13 protein-coding genes and 1 pseudogene are annotated in these 17,069 nt (G+C 40.7%); 4 read left to right on the top strand and 10 right to left on the bottom strand.

The annotated features are described in order from the left end of the window. The 4 genes and pseudogenes from EDC41_RS10340 to purA form a co-directional block, all read left to right on the top strand. A pseudogene (locus EDC41_RS10340) lies at nucleotides 1–78 on the top strand (IS1595 family transposase); the annotation flags it as partial. A gap of 190 nt (nucleotides 79–268) precedes the next feature. Continuing rightward, on the top strand, nucleotides 269–1,492 hold the full coding sequence (hflK, locus tag EDC41_RS10345) for an FtsH protease activity modulator HflK (protein ID WP_006251657.1): 1,224 nt from the start codon (nucleotides 269–271) through the stop codon (nucleotides 1,490–1,492). Between the two features lie 2 nt (nucleotides 1,493–1,494). Continuing rightward, complete coding sequence (gene hflC, locus EDC41_RS10350; protein WP_006250047.1) at nucleotides 1,495–2,382, top strand: protease modulator HflC; 888 nt, start codon at nucleotides 1,495–1,497, stop codon at nucleotides 2,380–2,382. 173 nt (nucleotides 2,383–2,555) lie between these two features. After that, on the top strand, nucleotides 2,556–3,854 hold the full coding sequence (gene purA / locus EDC41_RS10355) for an adenylosuccinate synthase (protein ID WP_006250049.1): 1,299 nt from the start codon (nucleotides 2,556–2,558) through the stop codon (nucleotides 3,852–3,854). Between the two features lie 414 nt (nucleotides 3,855–4,268). Here the strand turns inward: purA and EDC41_RS10360 are convergent, their stop codons facing one another. The 10 genes from EDC41_RS10360 to EDC41_RS10405 form a co-directional block, all read right to left on the bottom strand. Beyond that, the gene (locus EDC41_RS10360; RefSeq protein ID WP_006251659.1) at nucleotides 4,269–4,610 is read right to left on the bottom strand and encodes a hypothetical protein; all 342 of its coding nucleotides are present in this window, start codon (nucleotides 4,608–4,610) and stop codon (nucleotides 4,269–4,271) included. A gap of 60 nt (nucleotides 4,611–4,670) precedes the next feature. Next, nucleotides 4,671–10,112 carry a TipJ family phage tail tip protein gene (gene gpJ, locus EDC41_RS10365; protein ID WP_006252742.1) on the bottom strand — a complete coding sequence of 1,814 codons (5,442 nt, stop codon included), beginning with the start codon at nucleotides 10,110–10,112 and terminating at the stop codon, nucleotides 4,671–4,673. A 71-nt stretch (nucleotides 10,113–10,183) separates the two neighbouring features. Next, nucleotides 10,184–10,696: a tail assembly protein gene (locus tag EDC41_RS10370; protein ID WP_006251683.1), complete on the bottom strand. Its 513-nt coding sequence runs from the start codon at nucleotides 10,694–10,696 to the stop codon at nucleotides 10,184–10,186. A 17-nt stretch (nucleotides 10,697–10,713) separates the two neighbouring features. Next, entirely contained in the window at nucleotides 10,714–11,487 is a 774-nt protein-coding gene (locus EDC41_RS10375; protein ID WP_006251684.1) for a C40 family peptidase, read from the bottom strand. A gap of 1 nt (nucleotide 11,488) precedes the next feature. After that, entirely contained in the window at nucleotides 11,489–12,220 is a 732-nt protein-coding gene (locus EDC41_RS10380; RefSeq protein WP_006251685.1) for a phage minor tail protein L, read from the bottom strand. Then, on the bottom strand, nucleotides 12,220–12,555 hold the full coding sequence (locus EDC41_RS10385) for a phage tail protein (protein ID WP_032844556.1): 336 nt from the start codon (nucleotides 12,553–12,555) through the stop codon (nucleotides 12,220–12,222). Before EDC41_RS10385 ends, EDC41_RS10380 begins: the two co-directional genes overlap by 1 nt. 9 nt (nucleotides 12,556–12,564) lie before the next feature. Further along, a complete protein-coding gene (locus EDC41_RS10390; protein WP_006252744.1) occupies nucleotides 12,565–15,969 on the bottom strand; it encodes a tape measure protein in 3,405 nt (1,134 codons plus the stop codon). A 53-nt stretch (nucleotides 15,970–16,022) separates the two neighbouring features. Next, a complete protein-coding gene (locus EDC41_RS10395) occupies nucleotides 16,023–16,259 on the bottom strand; it encodes a hypothetical protein (protein WP_172459171.1) in 237 nt (78 codons plus the stop codon). Nucleotides 16,260–16,329: 70 nt separating this feature from the next. Continuing rightward, nucleotides 16,330–16,605, bottom strand: a complete 276-nt coding sequence (locus EDC41_RS10400) for a phage tail assembly protein T (protein WP_420170125.1) — start codon at nucleotides 16,603–16,605, stop codon at nucleotides 16,330–16,332. Beyond that, nucleotides 16,605–17,021: a hypothetical protein gene (locus EDC41_RS10405; RefSeq protein ID WP_006252745.1), complete on the bottom strand. Its 417-nt coding sequence runs from the start codon at nucleotides 17,019–17,021 to the stop codon at nucleotides 16,605–16,607. Before EDC41_RS10405 ends, EDC41_RS10400 begins: the two co-directional genes overlap by 1 nt. Nucleotides 17,022–17,069: the final 48 nt, after the last annotated feature.

The following is a 17,069-nucleotide window of genomic DNA, read 5'->3' on the forward strand; positions in this document are numbered from 1 at the left end:
GAATGGCGTTTTAATCACAGTGACTTAAAATCTCAAATATCCTTTTTAAAACAATTGGTTAAGGGTAGTTTAGGTTAGTTATCTAGGACAGCCCCTAATTTTAAGAGCAATACTAGGGCGAATTTATCGCCCTATTTTTTTGCAAATAAATAGTGAAAAAAGACCGCTTGTTTCAGATAAACCTAGTCAAAAGCTTACTAAATAGGTACAATCACTAACTTGCATTCTAAGCTTTAAAGTGCGATTCGATTTTATTTTGGAGATATTTATGTCGTGGAATGAATCAGGCAATCAGCAAGATCCTTGGGGTAAACCGGGGCAGAAAAAAGCTGAGCCAAAGCCTGAGCAACAAGAACAGGGTTCACAACAAGAGCCGGCCAATAATCAACAGAATGAACAACAGCCCCCTGATTTAGAAGAAGTATTTAGCAGTTTATTAAAAAAAATGGGTGGTGGAAAAGGGTCTAATAATAGTTCAAATCAACCTACTGCAAGCTTAGGGAAATTCCTACCTGTTGTTTTAGGTCTTGCTGCAATCGTTTGGGCTGGTTCCGGTTTTTATACTGTACAAGAGGCTGAGCGTGGAGTAGTTACTCGTTTAGGGAAACTCGATAGTATCGTAATGCCTGGGTTGAACTGGAAGCCGACTTTTATTGATTCTGTCACCAGAGTAAATGTGGAACGTGTGTCAGAGCTTAATACAAGCGGTTCAATGCTGACACAAGATGAAAATATGGTGCAGGTGGAAATGACGGTTCAATATCGTGTGGAAGATCCGGCTAAATATTTGTTTAGTGTAAGCAATCCTGATGACAGCTTAAAACAAGCTACAGATAGTGCATTGCGTTATGTGATTGGTCATATGACGATGGACGAAATTTTAACTACTGGGCGTGCAACCGTACGCGAAAGAACGTGGTCCACATTGCGTGATATTATCAAAACTTATGATATGGGGTTATTGGTAACAGACGTAAACTTCCAATATGCACGACCGCCTGAAGAGGTGAAAGCTGCCTTTGATGATGCAATCAAAGCACAAGAAGATGAGCAACGCTTAATTCGTGAAGCGGAAGCCTATGCAAGAGGTGAAGAGCCGATTGCACGTGGCCAGGCACAGCGTACGATTGAGCAAGCTCAAGCTTACAAAGAAGCAGTTGTGTTAAATGCGAAAGGGGAAGTGGAGCGTTTGAGTCAATTATTACCTGAATATAAAGCCTCTCCAGAGCTGACTCGTGAACGTTTATATATCCAGACAATGGAAAAAGTCATGAAAAATACGCCGAAAGTGGTGATGGATTCAAGTGGTAATAATTTGAATGTATTGCCTTTCGATAAGCTAATGAATTCTTCATCGGTAATAAAAGCGGAGCAGCCTGCGGCGGCACAAGTAGTTACACCACAAGTTGTTCAGCCACAAGTACAGCCAAGAACACAAATTCAGCCGCAACAAGCAGAACAACAAGAACCAACTCGTAAGGGGAGATTTTAATCATGCGTAGATTATTAGTACCTATACTTGCTGTAGTTGCTTTTGTTGTGCTACAGGCAATCACCATTGTAAACGAGGGCGAGCGTGGCATTATGTTACGTTTTAACAAAGTTCATCGTGATAGCGATCAAAAAGTGGTGGTATATGAACCGGGGATTCACTTTAAAGTACCATTTATCGATAGTTTAAAGGTATTAGATGCTCGTATTCAAACTCTAGATGGGCAAGAAGACCGTTTTGTAACAGTCGAGAAAAAAGATTTATTAGTGGACTCCTATGTAAAATGGCGAATCAGTGATTTTGGCCAATTTTATACCTCTACTGGGGGGGATTACCAAAAAGCGGCGGATTTATTACGCCGTAAGGTAGGGGATCGTCTGCGTTCCGAGATTGGTTCTCGAACCATTAAAGATATTGTATCCGGCTCTCGTGGTGAGTTAATGGCAGGAGCCCAAAAAGCGCTGAATGCCGGTGAAGATGGAGCAGAGCGTTTAGGAATTGAAGTAGTTGATGTGCGAGTGAAGCAAATCAACTTACCAAATGAAGTTTCTTCTTCAATTTACCAACGTATGCGTGCCGAGCGTGATGCGGTGGCTCGTGAACACCGCTCACAAGGTAATGAGAAAGCAGAGGTAATTCGTGCCGAAGTGGATAAAAAAGTGGTGCTGATTTTGGCAAATGCGAACAAAACTGCTCAAGCCTTGCGAGGTGAAGGTGATGCTCAAGCTGCAAAACTCTATTCAGAGAAATTTGGTAACGAGCCGGAATTTTACAGTTTTATTCGTAGTTTAAAAGCCTATGAAGATAGCTTTGCCGAAGGTCAAAATAATATGATGTTATTAAAGCCAAACAGCGAATTCTTACGCTTTATGCAAGCACCGACAAAATAATTGTATCTATAAAACCCGATCTTGTATCGGGTTTTTAATTTTCGTCCCTATTCTGATCATAGCAAGCGGTCAATTTTGGCTGATTTTTTGCAAAAAATTTGAAAAAATTGACCGCTTGCGATATGAAGTTATAATGGGTTTCGTTATTCATCCTAACTAAAAGAGGCATTTCTATGGGTAAAAGTGTTGCTATTCTTGGCGCTCAGTGGGGCGATGAGGGAAAAGGCAAAATTGTTGATTTATTAACAGATCGTGTGAAATATGTAGTACGTTATCAAGGTGGACATAATGCAGGGCATACCTTAATCATTAATGGTGAAAAAACCGTTCTGCGTTTAATTCCATCGGGTATTTTGCGTGATAACGTGACTTGTTTAATCGGTAATGGTGTAGTGCTTTCTCCAGAGGCATTAATGAAAGAGATGGGGGAGCTAGAAGAACGAGGCATTAATGTGCGTGAGCGTTTAAAAATTTCTGAAGCTTGCCCGTTAATTCTGCCTTATCACGTTGCGATGGATCACGCTCGAGAAGCGGCACTTGGTAAAAACAAAATCGGTACAACAGGACGTGGTATTGGCCCAGCTTATGAAGATAAAGTCGCTCGCCGTGGTTTACGTGTCAGCGATTTATTCGACAAAGAACATTTTGCCGCAAAATTAAAAGATATTTTAGATTACTACAACTTCCAATTAGTCAATTATTACAAAGTTGAAGCGGTAGATTATCAAAAAACCTTAGATGATGTGTTTGCGATTGCGGATGTGATTACCGGAATGGTTGCCGATGTGACAACTTTACTTCACGAAGCACGTGAAAACGGCGACAATATTTTATTTGAAGGGGCTCAAGGCACGATGTTAGATATCGACCACGGTACTTACCCGTTCGTAACCAGCTCGAATACGACAGCAGGCGGTGTGGCAACCGGATCAGGCTACGGTCCTCGTCATTTAGATTATGTATTAGGGATTATCAAAGCCTACTGTACCCGTGTAGGTAGTGGACCGTTCACCACCGAACTATTTGACGATGTAGGTGCTGAAATTGCTCGCAAAGGTAATGAGTTCGGAGCGGTAACCGGTCGCCCTCGCCGTTGTGGCTGGTTTGATGCCGTAGCCGTTCGCCGAGCAGTGCAAATCAACTCCATTTCAGGCTTCTGTATGACTAAACTCGATGTTTTAGACGGATTCAAAGAGCTAAAAATCTGCGTTGCCTACAAAATGCCAAACGGAAAAATTGTCGAATATGCCCCTCTTGCAGCAAAAGACTGGGAAGGTGTTGAACCAATTTATGAAACAATGCCGGGTTGGTCTGAAAATACTTTCCGTGTGACAAAACGTGAAGATTTACCACAAGCCGCATTAGATTACATTAAACGTATCGAAGAGCTGGTCGGTGTGCCGGTAGATATTCTTTCTACAGGTCCGGATCGTGTCGAAACGATGATTTTGCGTGATCCTTTTGCAGCTTAATAAAAGATAAAATAAAGCCATTTAGTGAGATAGAGCTAGATGGCTTTTTTGTTTGAACCAGTAAACTTTACTTTGGCACAATTTTGTCACAATACAGAAAATAGTTCTTTAGCGTGAGTTTTTAAGGCTGTGTAAGTATTTGAATTTAAAAGAATTTAATGGCACGCCCTAAAGGATTCGAACCTTTGACCCACGCCTTAGAAGCCCGTTAATTAAAAATAGATGCAATTAAAATATTTAATATAAACAAAGACTTATAGAGCAATCCCAATCTAAAGTACTGTGTATATTTGCATCTTTTTGATATAAATTGGTGTAATTTAGTCACAAATTAGTCACAAAATCAATCTCCCTCAATTCTATTTTTCTCTTCCTAAATTTTCAGGGGCATTTTCAGCCCCATACAGTAATGTTTTATTTAGTTTCTATCATTTCTTTAACCTTACCTCCAGCAAACATATATGGGTTTACATAACCGCTATAGGTCTCAGGTACAAAATCTTCTGGCTGTGCTTTGACTAATTCAGATAAAGCCCACTCGTACGGTATTTGACCCCAAGATGGAACAGCCGAAATAGTGAAGGTATTTACCGATAGCGATTCCTTACCCTCATCTTTTTTCTGTTTGGATACATACGAAGCCATTGTGATAAAAGTACTATTATTCACATAGTCCACTTGTAAGCCTGTTACCACGTGATGATTTGATAATGCACCTGTACGTTGGCATTCTGTTTGTTTTTCGATGAATTTCATAATGTTTTCCTTTTGTATTGATAATAAAAAAGCCCAAGTATTTCTACTTGAGCCATTGAGCTATGCGACTAATGCAACTAAAGAGTTTTGTCCTCCTAGTGCAGTAGCATTATTTGCTGTTACCTTTATAATAACACTTTTACCTGTGATCTGTTTGTAACCCGAGATACTCCCTGATGTAGGCACTTCTAGCATAAAGGATGTTCTAATATTTGTCATCGGTGTTGTTCCTGTCGCAAAGCCAGTAGCTGTGCCAGTAACTCTCCCTGTTGCTCTGCCTCTAGCCGCGCCACTTACTTGCCCAGATAAAGAGCCTGAAGCCGTTCCAGATAGATGGCCTGATGCCATACCTGAAACCTGTCCACTAACATACCCCCCATTGACAAACCCATTTACATTACCAGAAACAGTGCCACTAGCTTGTCCTGAAACCATACCACTAGCTTGACCAGAAACTGAGCCACTGACTTGCCCAGATAAATCGCCCCCGACATCACCAGAAACTGATACTGATACACTTCCCCTAATCTCTGTGGGAGCAATAGTTGCCATAATTGGTATTTCTTTCCTTATTCCTGAAACACTTGATTCAGCTACTTTTATCCCATCGATATATATAGTGACCGTACTTGTTTCACCACTATTTGCGTTAAAACTGATTGATGGAATAACTACAGTACGAGAGGAAATCTCACTTGCTGGTACAGTACCTTCAAAGTTATTCCCTTTTTTAGTTAGAATAACGGCTTTCACAATATCCCCAAGAATAGTGGAGCCACTAATTACACCACCTTCGATACGACTACCTTTAACTGTACCACCACTAACTATCGCACCGGTTACTGTACCGCCACTTACAGCTGTACCTGTGATAGTACCACCGTTAATGGTTGTACCTCTGATATTCGTACCTGATATGTTTCCACCGTTAATATTAGGAGCAGATAATGTCGAGTTAGCTCTAATTTTCTCACCAAGAATTGACCCGTCAGCAATCATATCGCCACGAATGCCAACTAGATCATTTGCTACAGAAAATAATGGTTTAACGTTACCATCATTAGCATTTGCTACAACACCAAACTTATCCGCCATAACAATGACTGAGCTTTCAGCTGTTTTGTTGTCTGATGTTGCACCTAACGCAATCCCAGCAATTGCTGTGCGACCACCGCTAATTACTTGTGTTTTAAGTGTGTGAGTTGCTGATAATTTGCCATTCACATCCGCAACTGCATTGCTCACTTGTGAAATTAAGGCTTTTCCAGCTTCAATCGAACTTTCAATATCCTCGGGAGCAGGTGTCCAGTCTGTAGCGATAGCGCCTTTCTCTAGTTTCAGCTCGGCAAATTCAATATAACTTACATCCGCCTTACCATAACCACCAATAATGATAAATATATCAGGGTAATCCTCGGTTGTCTCAAATGTGAGCTTGCAAGTTTGCCATGTCTCATTACCGACAACATTTGATGTGATAAGCCGTCTGCGCTGATTGCCTCCATAACCAATAAAAGTATTATTAATTGTAGCGTTGGTGCGATACTTAAACGATAGAGTGTATTTACCAGCAAGCAATTTTCCCGATGTAATCGCTGTTTTTCGACCAAACCAACTATCTTGTATACAGTTGATTCGTACTACTGGAGTTTTGAAATCAGTGTTATCTAATACATCTTGAGATGATCTAACAAAATTGATTAAGTTTGTTGCGTTGGATTTTAATAATAAATTTCTTCCACCGACAGCCAACTCGCCAATCGCTGATTGTGTATCTGCCTTCCAAACTGCCTGCAACGAACTTTGTGCAAGGCTCGCCACCTCACTTTTATTCGCTTTGGTTGATTGGAAATTGGTAATATTTGATTCCGCATTTGCAACACGGCTTGTTATGTCTGTGAGCCTCTCTGCATTCGCTTTATCTGCATCAACACGAGCTTTTTTTTCTTCCGTGATTTTGGCGTTGAAATTAGTCTCTGCTTTGGTCAAGTTCACAGATAACTGATTAAGTTGCTGTGCTTGTGCTGAATCGGTAGCCGCTTGAGTTTGTTTATAACTCGTTAAATCAGCCGAAACAGCACTAACCGCACTGTCCACATCTTCCGGTGCTGGTGTCCAATCTGTGGCTACGTTGCCTTTTTCAAGTTTTACGCTGTGAAACTCAACAAACTGCTCTGTGCTGGTTTGCCGAAAACCGATTAAGACATAACCTTGTTGCGTGGTAAAAGGAGCCTTGAACGTGAGTTTGTAATAATTGAACTCTGTTTCAGAGGCAACGTTAATCACTGGTAATCTAACGTTATTCCCATCTTGACGCATTAGATAGAGATAGTCTAATGGTCTATTCCCTCTAGCAAAAAATGATAGAGTATAAGTTTCACCTTGTTGGAAATAAGAGGTGCAATGACGATTAACTGAACAAATACCAACAGGACCGTTAGTACCTGTTGAGGTTACTTTGATAGTTCGGCGATTTGCATTTTCAGCAAATTCAATTTGTGGGCTACCCCATTTATTGTACGCATTGAACTCGCTGTCTCTTAATAAATTCCGACCTCCGATATTAATATTATCAATCTTAGCATTTAAATTCTGACTGACTTCACTAATGCTTTGGGCATTATTTGCTACCGTACGTTGAATAGTTACGATATTGCTTTCAGCTGCTCCCATTCTTGCTGTTAATGCTTCACGTGCTTGAGCTTCAGCTTTATCGCCGTTTGCTCGGGCGGTTCTTTCTTCTTCCAAGCCTGATAGAGCATTATTAGCTTTTGCTGTGACAGCAGAAATCAGTTGTGCTTGTTGAGCATCAACATTTTGTAACTGTGTAACAGCAGCCCCACGAGCGGTTGCTTCTGCTTGAATTCTTTTCGTTAAATTTACACTTTCTGATTGAATTGCTTTGGTGCGATTATTAGCCTCGTCCTGAATAGCTTTCGCACGAGCTTGTGATTCCGCCATAATTTGCGAAACTGCATTAGCAACAGCGGACTGTCTTAACCCAGCTTCGCCAGCCACAGCTGTATCAATATCTTGCTGCAATGAAGCAATCAAATCTGAACCTAACTGGCTACGAGTAATTTGACCTTCTAACACATTTAGCAAAGTGTCAGGGTTATGATCTGCTTCGCCAAATACGCCTTCTGTAAATTGCCCTTTATTCCCTGCTTTATCTCCACAACGAACAAAGAAATAATAACTTTCGTTTAAATCAATGCCATTGAGAATGTAGCTATTTTGCGGATATGGTAATGCAGCAATTTTTTTAGCATTGCTGATATTATTATCTACACTACGCCAAATTTCGGTGTAATTACCTACGGTTGCCGTTTTTGGTAGATCCCAGTCTAATTGAATAGAGAAATAAAGTGATTTTGTGGTTAAACGGTTGATCGTAAGATTGATTTCAAACGCACGAGTAACAGGATCAGATAATTGACCATTAGCATTTTTAGAGCGAATTTCTGCAACATAACTACCATCCGGTAAATCATCAAAAGTAAGCTCGGTGGTTTCCAAATCTAAATAGGTTTGGTAAAGAACGCCATTGCGATATAGGCGAACTTCATATTTTACAATGCTATTAGATGATGGCGTTTCCCACGTTAATTTCACACCGTTTTCGTTAATGCTTGCTTCCGCATTTGCTACTTTCTGAGCACCACCGGTATGAGCTGTTGTCACAACAGGAATGAAACTCGCACTACCATCAACAATCGACTCTTTTTGCGGTTCGTGTTGGAGAGCGGTAATGGTATAACTGCCGTCGTCATTTTCTGTAATACCAATCGCTCTATAAAGCTGAGTAGAAACGGTTGGTGTTTTTAGTACCCAATCATCCATTGGCTCAAGCCCTGTTGGAACTGTTGCCAATGTAACTACGGCTTTATTTTTGCTATCTACGCTAGAAATTGCCACTTTTACGACTTTCATTTCATCATTGAGGTAGCTCAAATAGCTATTACCTGAAATTTCAATCGGCTGATCAAGCGTAACCACTTTACCATTAACTGCTACAACACGACCGCCAAGCGTTTTGCCTGCGTAATCGTTATCAGCGACTTCGATAATATCCCCAGGTAAATGTAATAAGCCTTGGCGACCAACACTAAATGTAATGGTACATTGTTCTAGTAGTGAAGTGGCTAAAACCCATTTACCCCAACGGTGGGCTTGCCCACGACTTGTTGTGGCGTAAGCGGTCATTTTCCTGACATTGTAGCCGTAACGCTCGATCATTAAATCATCAGCGACATATTCCACCGCCTTTTGATACATATTGCGTTCATCGGCATACTCAACTTCTGCAGCGGTATAAATGGACTTCATTGCTGCATACTGACGAGAGAATTTACCATCGATAACATTTGCTTGGCTATAAGTACAAACGGGATCGGTTGTACGGTCTTGAATCGCAGTGAATTGCGTACCGTTCCATACGGCAATGGAACGAAATACTGATGCCATATCAGAAAGCACGTCATAGGCAGAACGTTGATCGGTCAGCCATAAATTAGCTGTCATTCGTGGTTCTTTGCCACCGTAGCCGTCATCAACCAACTCGTCGCAGTATTTGGCAATTTGGTAGAGCTGGAATTTATCTAAGCCATAATCGCCCACACGTTTCCCTAAGCCAGCCAAAGGGTCGGTTACTAAATCGTAAAACACCCACGCAGGGTTATTTGTCCACGCTTGTTTCCAGTCGCCTTTCCAAAGTGCGGTCGAGTAGGTGCGAGTTTCAGGCTCGTAAGTGCTTGGCACTTTAACCAAACGCCCATAAAGCAAGAAATTCACATTTGGGAAGTTGGGGTTGTAACGTGAATCAGTTTTAATGCCAACCAATGCCATATTTGGATAAGACAATTTAGTGTCAATGATCTCTGTATAGCTGACCCAGTTCGTCGCATTTTGTAAGCGTTGGCTTTTTGAATCGGTGGTTGTTCGTTCCACGGTAATAGTAAAAGGGCGTTCCGGTAAATTATCAATAATATAGCTACGATAGAAGCGTGATGATGATTTACCGTTAATTTCATAGGTCGCACGTGGCAAGCCGTTAATTAAAATACGGAACCAAACCGATGTGCCGTTAGTATCGCCCTGATCGTTCTGCTCATAGAGAGCATTTACGCCCAAAGTTACACGCAAACGAGTAACATCAGGATCGGTAACGGTTCGAGTAATTGGCGTGGTGTATTTCACTTCGGTGCTAACCGATACTTCACGTTCCGACATTTCAAAGCCTTGCAATGGGGATTGGTCTTGTGTTCCTAATGTGAATGACACCTCGGTATTTTTAAAGTTGAAACTGGCTTCATCGTTATCATCAATACCATTTTCATTTTGAATTGGCGTATTGTCAAAATAGGTTGATTTCCATTTGTTTACCGGCCCTTTAATCGGACCTAATGAAATCAAGCCAATCGCACGTAATCGCTGTGCTGATTTAAGACTATCAGGTGCTTCGTGTGGTGTGCGTGCTGAACCTTGTTTTTTACCGCCCATACATACCTCTTAAAAACAGAAAACCGCCTGTAAACAATGCTTACAAGCGGTCAAATTTATTCAGAATTTTGCTAATTATTTAATGTTTCAACATCATCAAAGGTTTCAATCCCTTGTGAAATCAAGACAAGGCTTGTCATCATCTTGCCGTAAAGTAAAGGAATCGGTCTGCCTTGTGGGGTTAAATTTCGGATATTACTAAATGATGTGCTTTGTTTTTTCTCACTTTCGCTAACACCTGAGCTCATTTCAGGTGTTCGAGTTAAAAGGGAAATTGCCCCCGACATCGCAAGTGAAGCACCCATAGCACCAGCCATCATTGCAGCACCTGCCGACCAGCCTAATGGGTTCCACCACGCTACAGCAATCAGAACAACACCAACCACCGCTTGAATAATACCTGCGGCTTTACCAGCTCCGGCAATCACAGGTGTGAAATGAATGGAAGAATTGTCATCAAGAGCAATCATTGGGTTAGTTTGTAGTTGCTCATTGTTTAGATAATTCTTGCCAATCCGTACTTTGTAATAACCATTGCGTAAATGTTCACGCAAACCTTTAATTTGCGTAAGTAGCCCACTCATTAATTCACGGAAGTTACTTACTTCAAGCTCGAACGGCTGATCGCTAAATCGTTTAAGATCGCCATAAAATGTAATTTTTGCCATTGTGAATGTCTCCAAATTGAATGTGTGGATTTAAGCCAAAAGCCGTCATAAGGTACTCGTGCTGATAATCGCCCTTCACTGTGATGAATCATCATCTGGTTACCAAGATAAACACCAGCGTGATTGCCTACCTCTGCCCCTACCTGAATTAAAATGACATCACCAAGCTGAGGTTCTTCATCAAAAGGAATTTTTTCAAATCCGCAACGAGCCAAGCCTTCTTCATACAAATTAGAATGTTCAAACCATTCAAATTCGTAAGTAGATTGTTCGGGTAATTCAATACCAGCCAACATATAACAATCAAGAATGATATTTCTGCAGTCCTGTTTATTGTTTTCAAATTGACGACCAATCAGCGGTTCAATAGGACGGAACTGTTTAATATCGTTATCTACTACCAGCCAAAAATCTAATTGTGTACGAACTTGGCATCGACGATCTGCTATTGATAAGTATGGCAAGCCTTTTTCCAGCACTGAATCAGGGTGAGAATGGACTAGGGCTATAATCTCTCCGAGTTCTGATGTCATAACCCATTCTTCATAATCAATCTCAAAAAAATGTTCAGGATCATCAGCTATATTTGGGCAAGGGTAGAACACTAATTCTCCTTGCTCTAAAACAACAAAACCGCAAGACTCTTGCGGTTCACATTGTTTGGCGTGATCTAGAATTTCTTTTTTTAATCGGTCATCAATTTGCATTTTAATTTCCGTATTGTGTAGTACTAGGGAAACCGCCAAAGGGTAACACTGCATTTTCGCCAAAACGTAACTTACAACCACGAATACAGTGCGAGCATTTGTCTTTTTTACGATCTGCTGTTGGCTTATCAAATTCATCCGCTACCGGTCCACCGGTATAACCACATTGTGCGGAGCGATATTGCCAAATACACACATCAGAAGTAATCATTAGTAGCGGAATTTTGGCGTTATCGGTTTCTGCCGGCGACGCCAGTTCAAAGGTCGCTTGTTCATCATCAAGGCTTTTAAGTTGCTCAATAATGAAGTAACTTACTTCTTCTTGTGTCGGATCAGCTTTACTGTTTTTGTTACCTGTAAAATTACGAGCATCAAGGAATTGAGCATACACCAAGCGGCGAGTGACTTTACCGCCCACACCTTGCCCGAAATTAGCGGCAATCCCTGTAATAATGCCGTACAGGTTGGAAACTGTAAGCGTAGGGCGTGAACTTGGTCCATTGCCTGAAATTTCAAAACCGTCAGCTTTAATCGGGTAGGCTTGATATTCATTGCCTTGCCACCAAATATTCGCACGGCTTTGACTTACACCATTATGGAATCGATATAGTTCACCGCTATCGCCATTGCTGTTGGCAATATGGCGTAAATCAATTTCCCATAGCTCAATCAATGCCCCTTGTTCCAATTTGGGCAATTCTTGAGCCATTTTTGACGGTAGATCTTTTGGCATTACACCACCTCTTCAAATTCACAAGTAAATATTGTGTGTGTTTTTCCCACTTGTCGTGGAAATTTAGTACATACAACCTTTACTAACTCGCCACCAAGAGCTATATCTTTAAAATAAAAGGCACGAACTCCGCCGTGTTCTTTCATAAAATTGCGGAATTGTGCCGATTCTTTGTTTTTTATTTTGTAGGTTACGGAATACTTACGCAGTAGCGTATTAATTCCATCTTCCATTCGTTGCTGATAGCCGTTACCATACTTCAGCACTTTTCGTCGTGGTTCTTCTTCCACTGTGTAACCGGGTTGCGGACACCACGACAGCGTTTTTAATGCCATATTTACCACCTATGAGAGCAAACCACCTGGGCGACGTTGCTTTTTCAATACTTCAAGTACATTAGCCTGAATAGCCATAGCGAGTTCTTTTCCTTGTGCAGCTTTTTGCTCCATTGTAACTTCCTCATTTCCATTGCTATCAATGTTGATCGTAATAGATACTTCATTGCTTTGGGCATTGTTACTATTAAACAAACCATCATAATTACCTGACTTGCCACCGACGTGACCACCATTCGCAAATTTAGGTAAACGACGTTGATTAAGGGCATTAAGAAATCCGACACCATAATGATCGACCGTGCGAGAGGTCATCACAAATTCGTTATTGGATAATCGAGCAAGAATTGAATCGCTTGTACCTGTCCCAGGGCCTTGAACGTGGCCTCCTTTCGCAAAGGCAACACTTGTAATTTGAGAAATGACATTTGCTCCAGCAGCTGCAACTGCTGCCATATTCGCAAATTTCTGTGCTGGAGTAAGTGCAGTTGTATCAGCCATAGCCTGAGCAATAGCCTGTGATAGTTTCACACTAGCTTCGGCAATAGCAAAGGCTTTTGATACGGCAAACATTGCCTTATAAGCGGCTGACTGTTTACCGGCCGACTGTTCAACAGTTGATGTAAGAACATCAAATGCACCACCAAGATCATTAAGTCCTGTCGCATACTCGGACATTTCTTTTTGCCAGCGTTCATTTTCGTAACGCGAAATAATTTGCTGTTTACGTTTCTGAAACTCCTCTTCAGTCATTAATTTCTGATCATAAAATGCTTGAAGTTGGGCTAATTCTCTGGCTTGTTGATTTTTCAAGTCCTGCTCAGAATCATACATGCCACGCACTTGATCTATCGGGCTAATGGCTCGTTGAGATTTATTTTGAGCATAATCAAATTTGAGTTGTTGCTCTGCTATTTGATATTCACTCTCTGTCAGATGACCTGCTTTACGTAATTCCTGAATAGCAGACAATTCATCTTTTAAATTTGCTGAAAGTAGTTTTTCAGGAGCATATTTACCTGCTAACTCTAAACGTTCTTTCGCAAAACGCTGTGTGATGGCTGTTTTAGCTGTTTCATACTCAGTATGAGAAACTACGCCTTTTTTCATATGCTCTTCAAGCCGTTGAAACATTCGTGTTTCTTCGAGATTGATTTCATTTAGCGTTGAACCACTTCTTTTGCGTAAATCATCGTAAAATGAAAGCCAATTTTCACGAGCATTTTCACCACTACCTGGTGGCTTATCTACTTTCGCATTTTCTCTTAACTCAGTTTTAATGGTCTGAATTTGAGTCTCATTTTTGAACATTCCTTGTAGCATAGCTTTGCCGTCAAGGATTTTCTTCAAGGTTTCTTGTGAAAGCCCAATGGCTTTATCTGCCGCATTAGCTGCAGTAATTGTACCTGTGGCAATGCCGATTAAAACCTCGTTATATTTAGCCCCTTCAACACCCAATAATTCATAAAGTCCAGCAAGCACATAGGCTGATTCTGCTTGGCCTTGTTGCTCTAGTTTAGCGACTTCCAATTTTTGAGCTAAAGTAACCGATCTCTCTTGCAATTTTTTCATTGCATCATCGAGATTTAGCGTTTCTCCAGCAGCTTTTTCGGCACTATCACCAATATCATTCAGCGTTGAAGGAATACCGGCTAAAATCCATTCTGTTTCGCTTGCATCGATGCTTAAGAGTTTAAATTTAGCTCTAATATCATCAAGACTTTTTCCACTTGACAACATTGCTCGAGCCAATGCCTCAAGCTGGTTTTCAAGTACAGAGAAATCAATGCTGGCATTTTCTTTCAATAGCTCAATTTGATCGCTTAGTTCGGCAATCTCTTTTTTTACACTATCAGGAATTGGTAAGCCTGTTGTAAACCAGTTAGCTTCTAGGGCTGATATATCAGATTGAAGTTGCTGAATTTGGTTTTTGTAGTTTTCTAATTCTTCCTGTTGTTGGGTAATTTTGAGCGAGAGTGCGGCAGCACTCAACCCCTCATAGCTTTCTTTTAAGCGTTCGTTTGCTCCTGCTGTATCTAGGGCTTTTTGGCGAGCTTGATCTGCTTGACTGCTAAAATACATTAACGCACTTGCTGCAATCATAATCACACCAGCGGGGCCACCAAGTAATGCCATTGCACTCTGTAACCCTCTAGCCGCTGTACTGGCTAAAGTGTTTGCTGCTGCTAAATTGCGTTTGGCTGTTGCCTCTGCTTCCGCCAAAGCAATAATTTGAGCTGCTTGCACTTTCATTTGCTCACGTAAAGCGTAGCGAGTTTTTTCTGATTGAGCTAGCTGAAGCTGTGCGGCAAGACTTGCCATTTCCACTTGTGCAGCAGTCCGCATTGCTGTTGCTTTGGCTAAAATAGCTTGAGCTTCACGAGTATGAGCGATTGCATTTTTCGCACTGTTGTAACCTGTTTGTAAGAGTGTCGCCGAATACTTACTGATATGCCCGATTGCTAATGCTCCAATAAGAGCTCCAGCAACTTTGATCATACTTTCAAGATTTTCAGATACAAAATCAACTCCTTCTGCCAGTTTTTGAGTAACACCGTATGTTGAATCAACCTGTCCAACGAATTGGATCATTGATGTTTCAAGGTTGGTAAAGGACATTGAAAGTGTTTTTACACGCTTTTCAAAATCCGTATCAACGGTATCTTTCGCTTTTTGGAGAGCTTCAATCACTTTCGAGATTTGGAGCTCGCCATTCTTCCCCATATCCTTTAATGCACCAACGCTCACACCTAAACCATCTGCAATAGCTTGTGCTAATGCTGGTGTTTGCTCCATAACAGAATTGAGTTCAGCACCACGTAATTCACCGCTTGCCATTGCCTGACCAAACTGCATTAAAGCAGCTTCTGCAGAAGCAGAACTTGCCCCAGACATTGCAACTGCTTTTGATACTGTTTCTGTCAATTCAGCAACTTGTTTTTGGCTAATTTTGAGAGTATCAGCATTTTTCGCAAATCGTTGGTAAACTTCTGAAGTTGCTCCAACAGCTTGATTTGTGCGTAACGATATATCAAATACCGTATTAGTTGCAGCGACCATTTCATTTTGGCTATCAGTTACTAAACGCATACGGTTTTGCAATTCTGTATAGCTATCCGCATATTTCAATGTTTGTGAGGCTGCAGATACCAAATTGTTTCCTGCCCAGTTGGCAATACTTGAAAATAAGCTGATATTTGCTGTTTTATTAATTGAGGTAGCTGCACGTTCAATATTATTTAAATATTGGGTTGTACGTTCGGAGAATTGTCTTGCTTTGTTTTGTGCGGCAGATAAATTTACTTGAAATTCTCTTGAAAATTTTTGTGATTGATAAGCAGATTTGTTTAGCCCTTGCTGAAATTGGACTGTTTCCAAACTCAAGCTGATATTTAAGTTACCAAGAGAAGCCATATTCCCCCCAATAAAAAAGCCCGCAAATGCGGGCTTCTTTGAAAAATTTAGTTTTATTTAATAATGACGTAGTTTACACGGGCTTTTTCTTTTTCAGCCTTTTCTAAGTCATCATAGTGTCTATTAGTTTGAATAATAGCCTGGACTAAGCGAACAACAAACACAATGGCAAACATACCAAAAAATGTGAGAATATAGGCAAAATCAACAGCAAATAGAAGAAATACTGCACCTAATGCTATCAGCATTATAAAAAAGAATTTTGCCCAAAACTGGATAAAATCACGCATATGCCAATTCTCCTACTTGTTACTAATACTTCGATTATATTGTCTAGTTTTACGCCATGCAATAACTATTTTATCGATTAGCCAGATAAGCCACTGAACCATCATCTTCATCATTTTCAGCACTCTTCTTTTCAGAAAAGAAGGGCATTAAATCGCTAATGGTTGTGGCTTTTTGTTTCGGATCTCGATGAATTGCCGCTAACAGATGTGAAATCTGTGCTGTACGGTAATCTTCTCTCCATAGTCCAAAAGGTTGTTCTTCATAAAATAACATATATTCTTGGAAATGCGATTCAGGCATTTCTTCGATTTCTGCTAATGTTTTACCCAACGCAAGACTGAGTATTAGTTGGAACTTGCGTCGGGTTGTGAGTTTTTTGGTTCTTCTACCATTAATGCACGGCTTAACTCTTCTGATACGGATTTATCTAGGCGGGATAACGCTTCTAAATCGTCCATATTTTCAAAATCAAACAAATTATTACCATCTGCATCACATAAACGTAGAGCAAGGTTTCTGGCTAAGCGATACGGATCGTAAACTTTGCTGAGCTGTTTTACTAACTCTTCAGGATCATCATAGTTTAATTCAATGCCTTGAGCTTCTGCTAGCTCACACATTACTTTTTGCTGGCCATATAAGCTACGGTTCATATCGCCAACATTAAATTCACGAATAAAGTATTCGGAATTACCAATTTTGATTTTCTTCAGTTTTGGCTTATTTTCTGCCAATAGTGATTCACGAGTGCCAATAGTCATTTTTCATCCTCATCAAATTAACAAGACCGCTATACAAGCGGTCTATTT

This window comes from Mannheimia haemolytica, assembly GCF_004342115.1.
Classification (GTDB): Bacteria; Pseudomonadota; Gammaproteobacteria; order Enterobacterales; family Pasteurellaceae; genus Mannheimia; species Mannheimia haemolytica.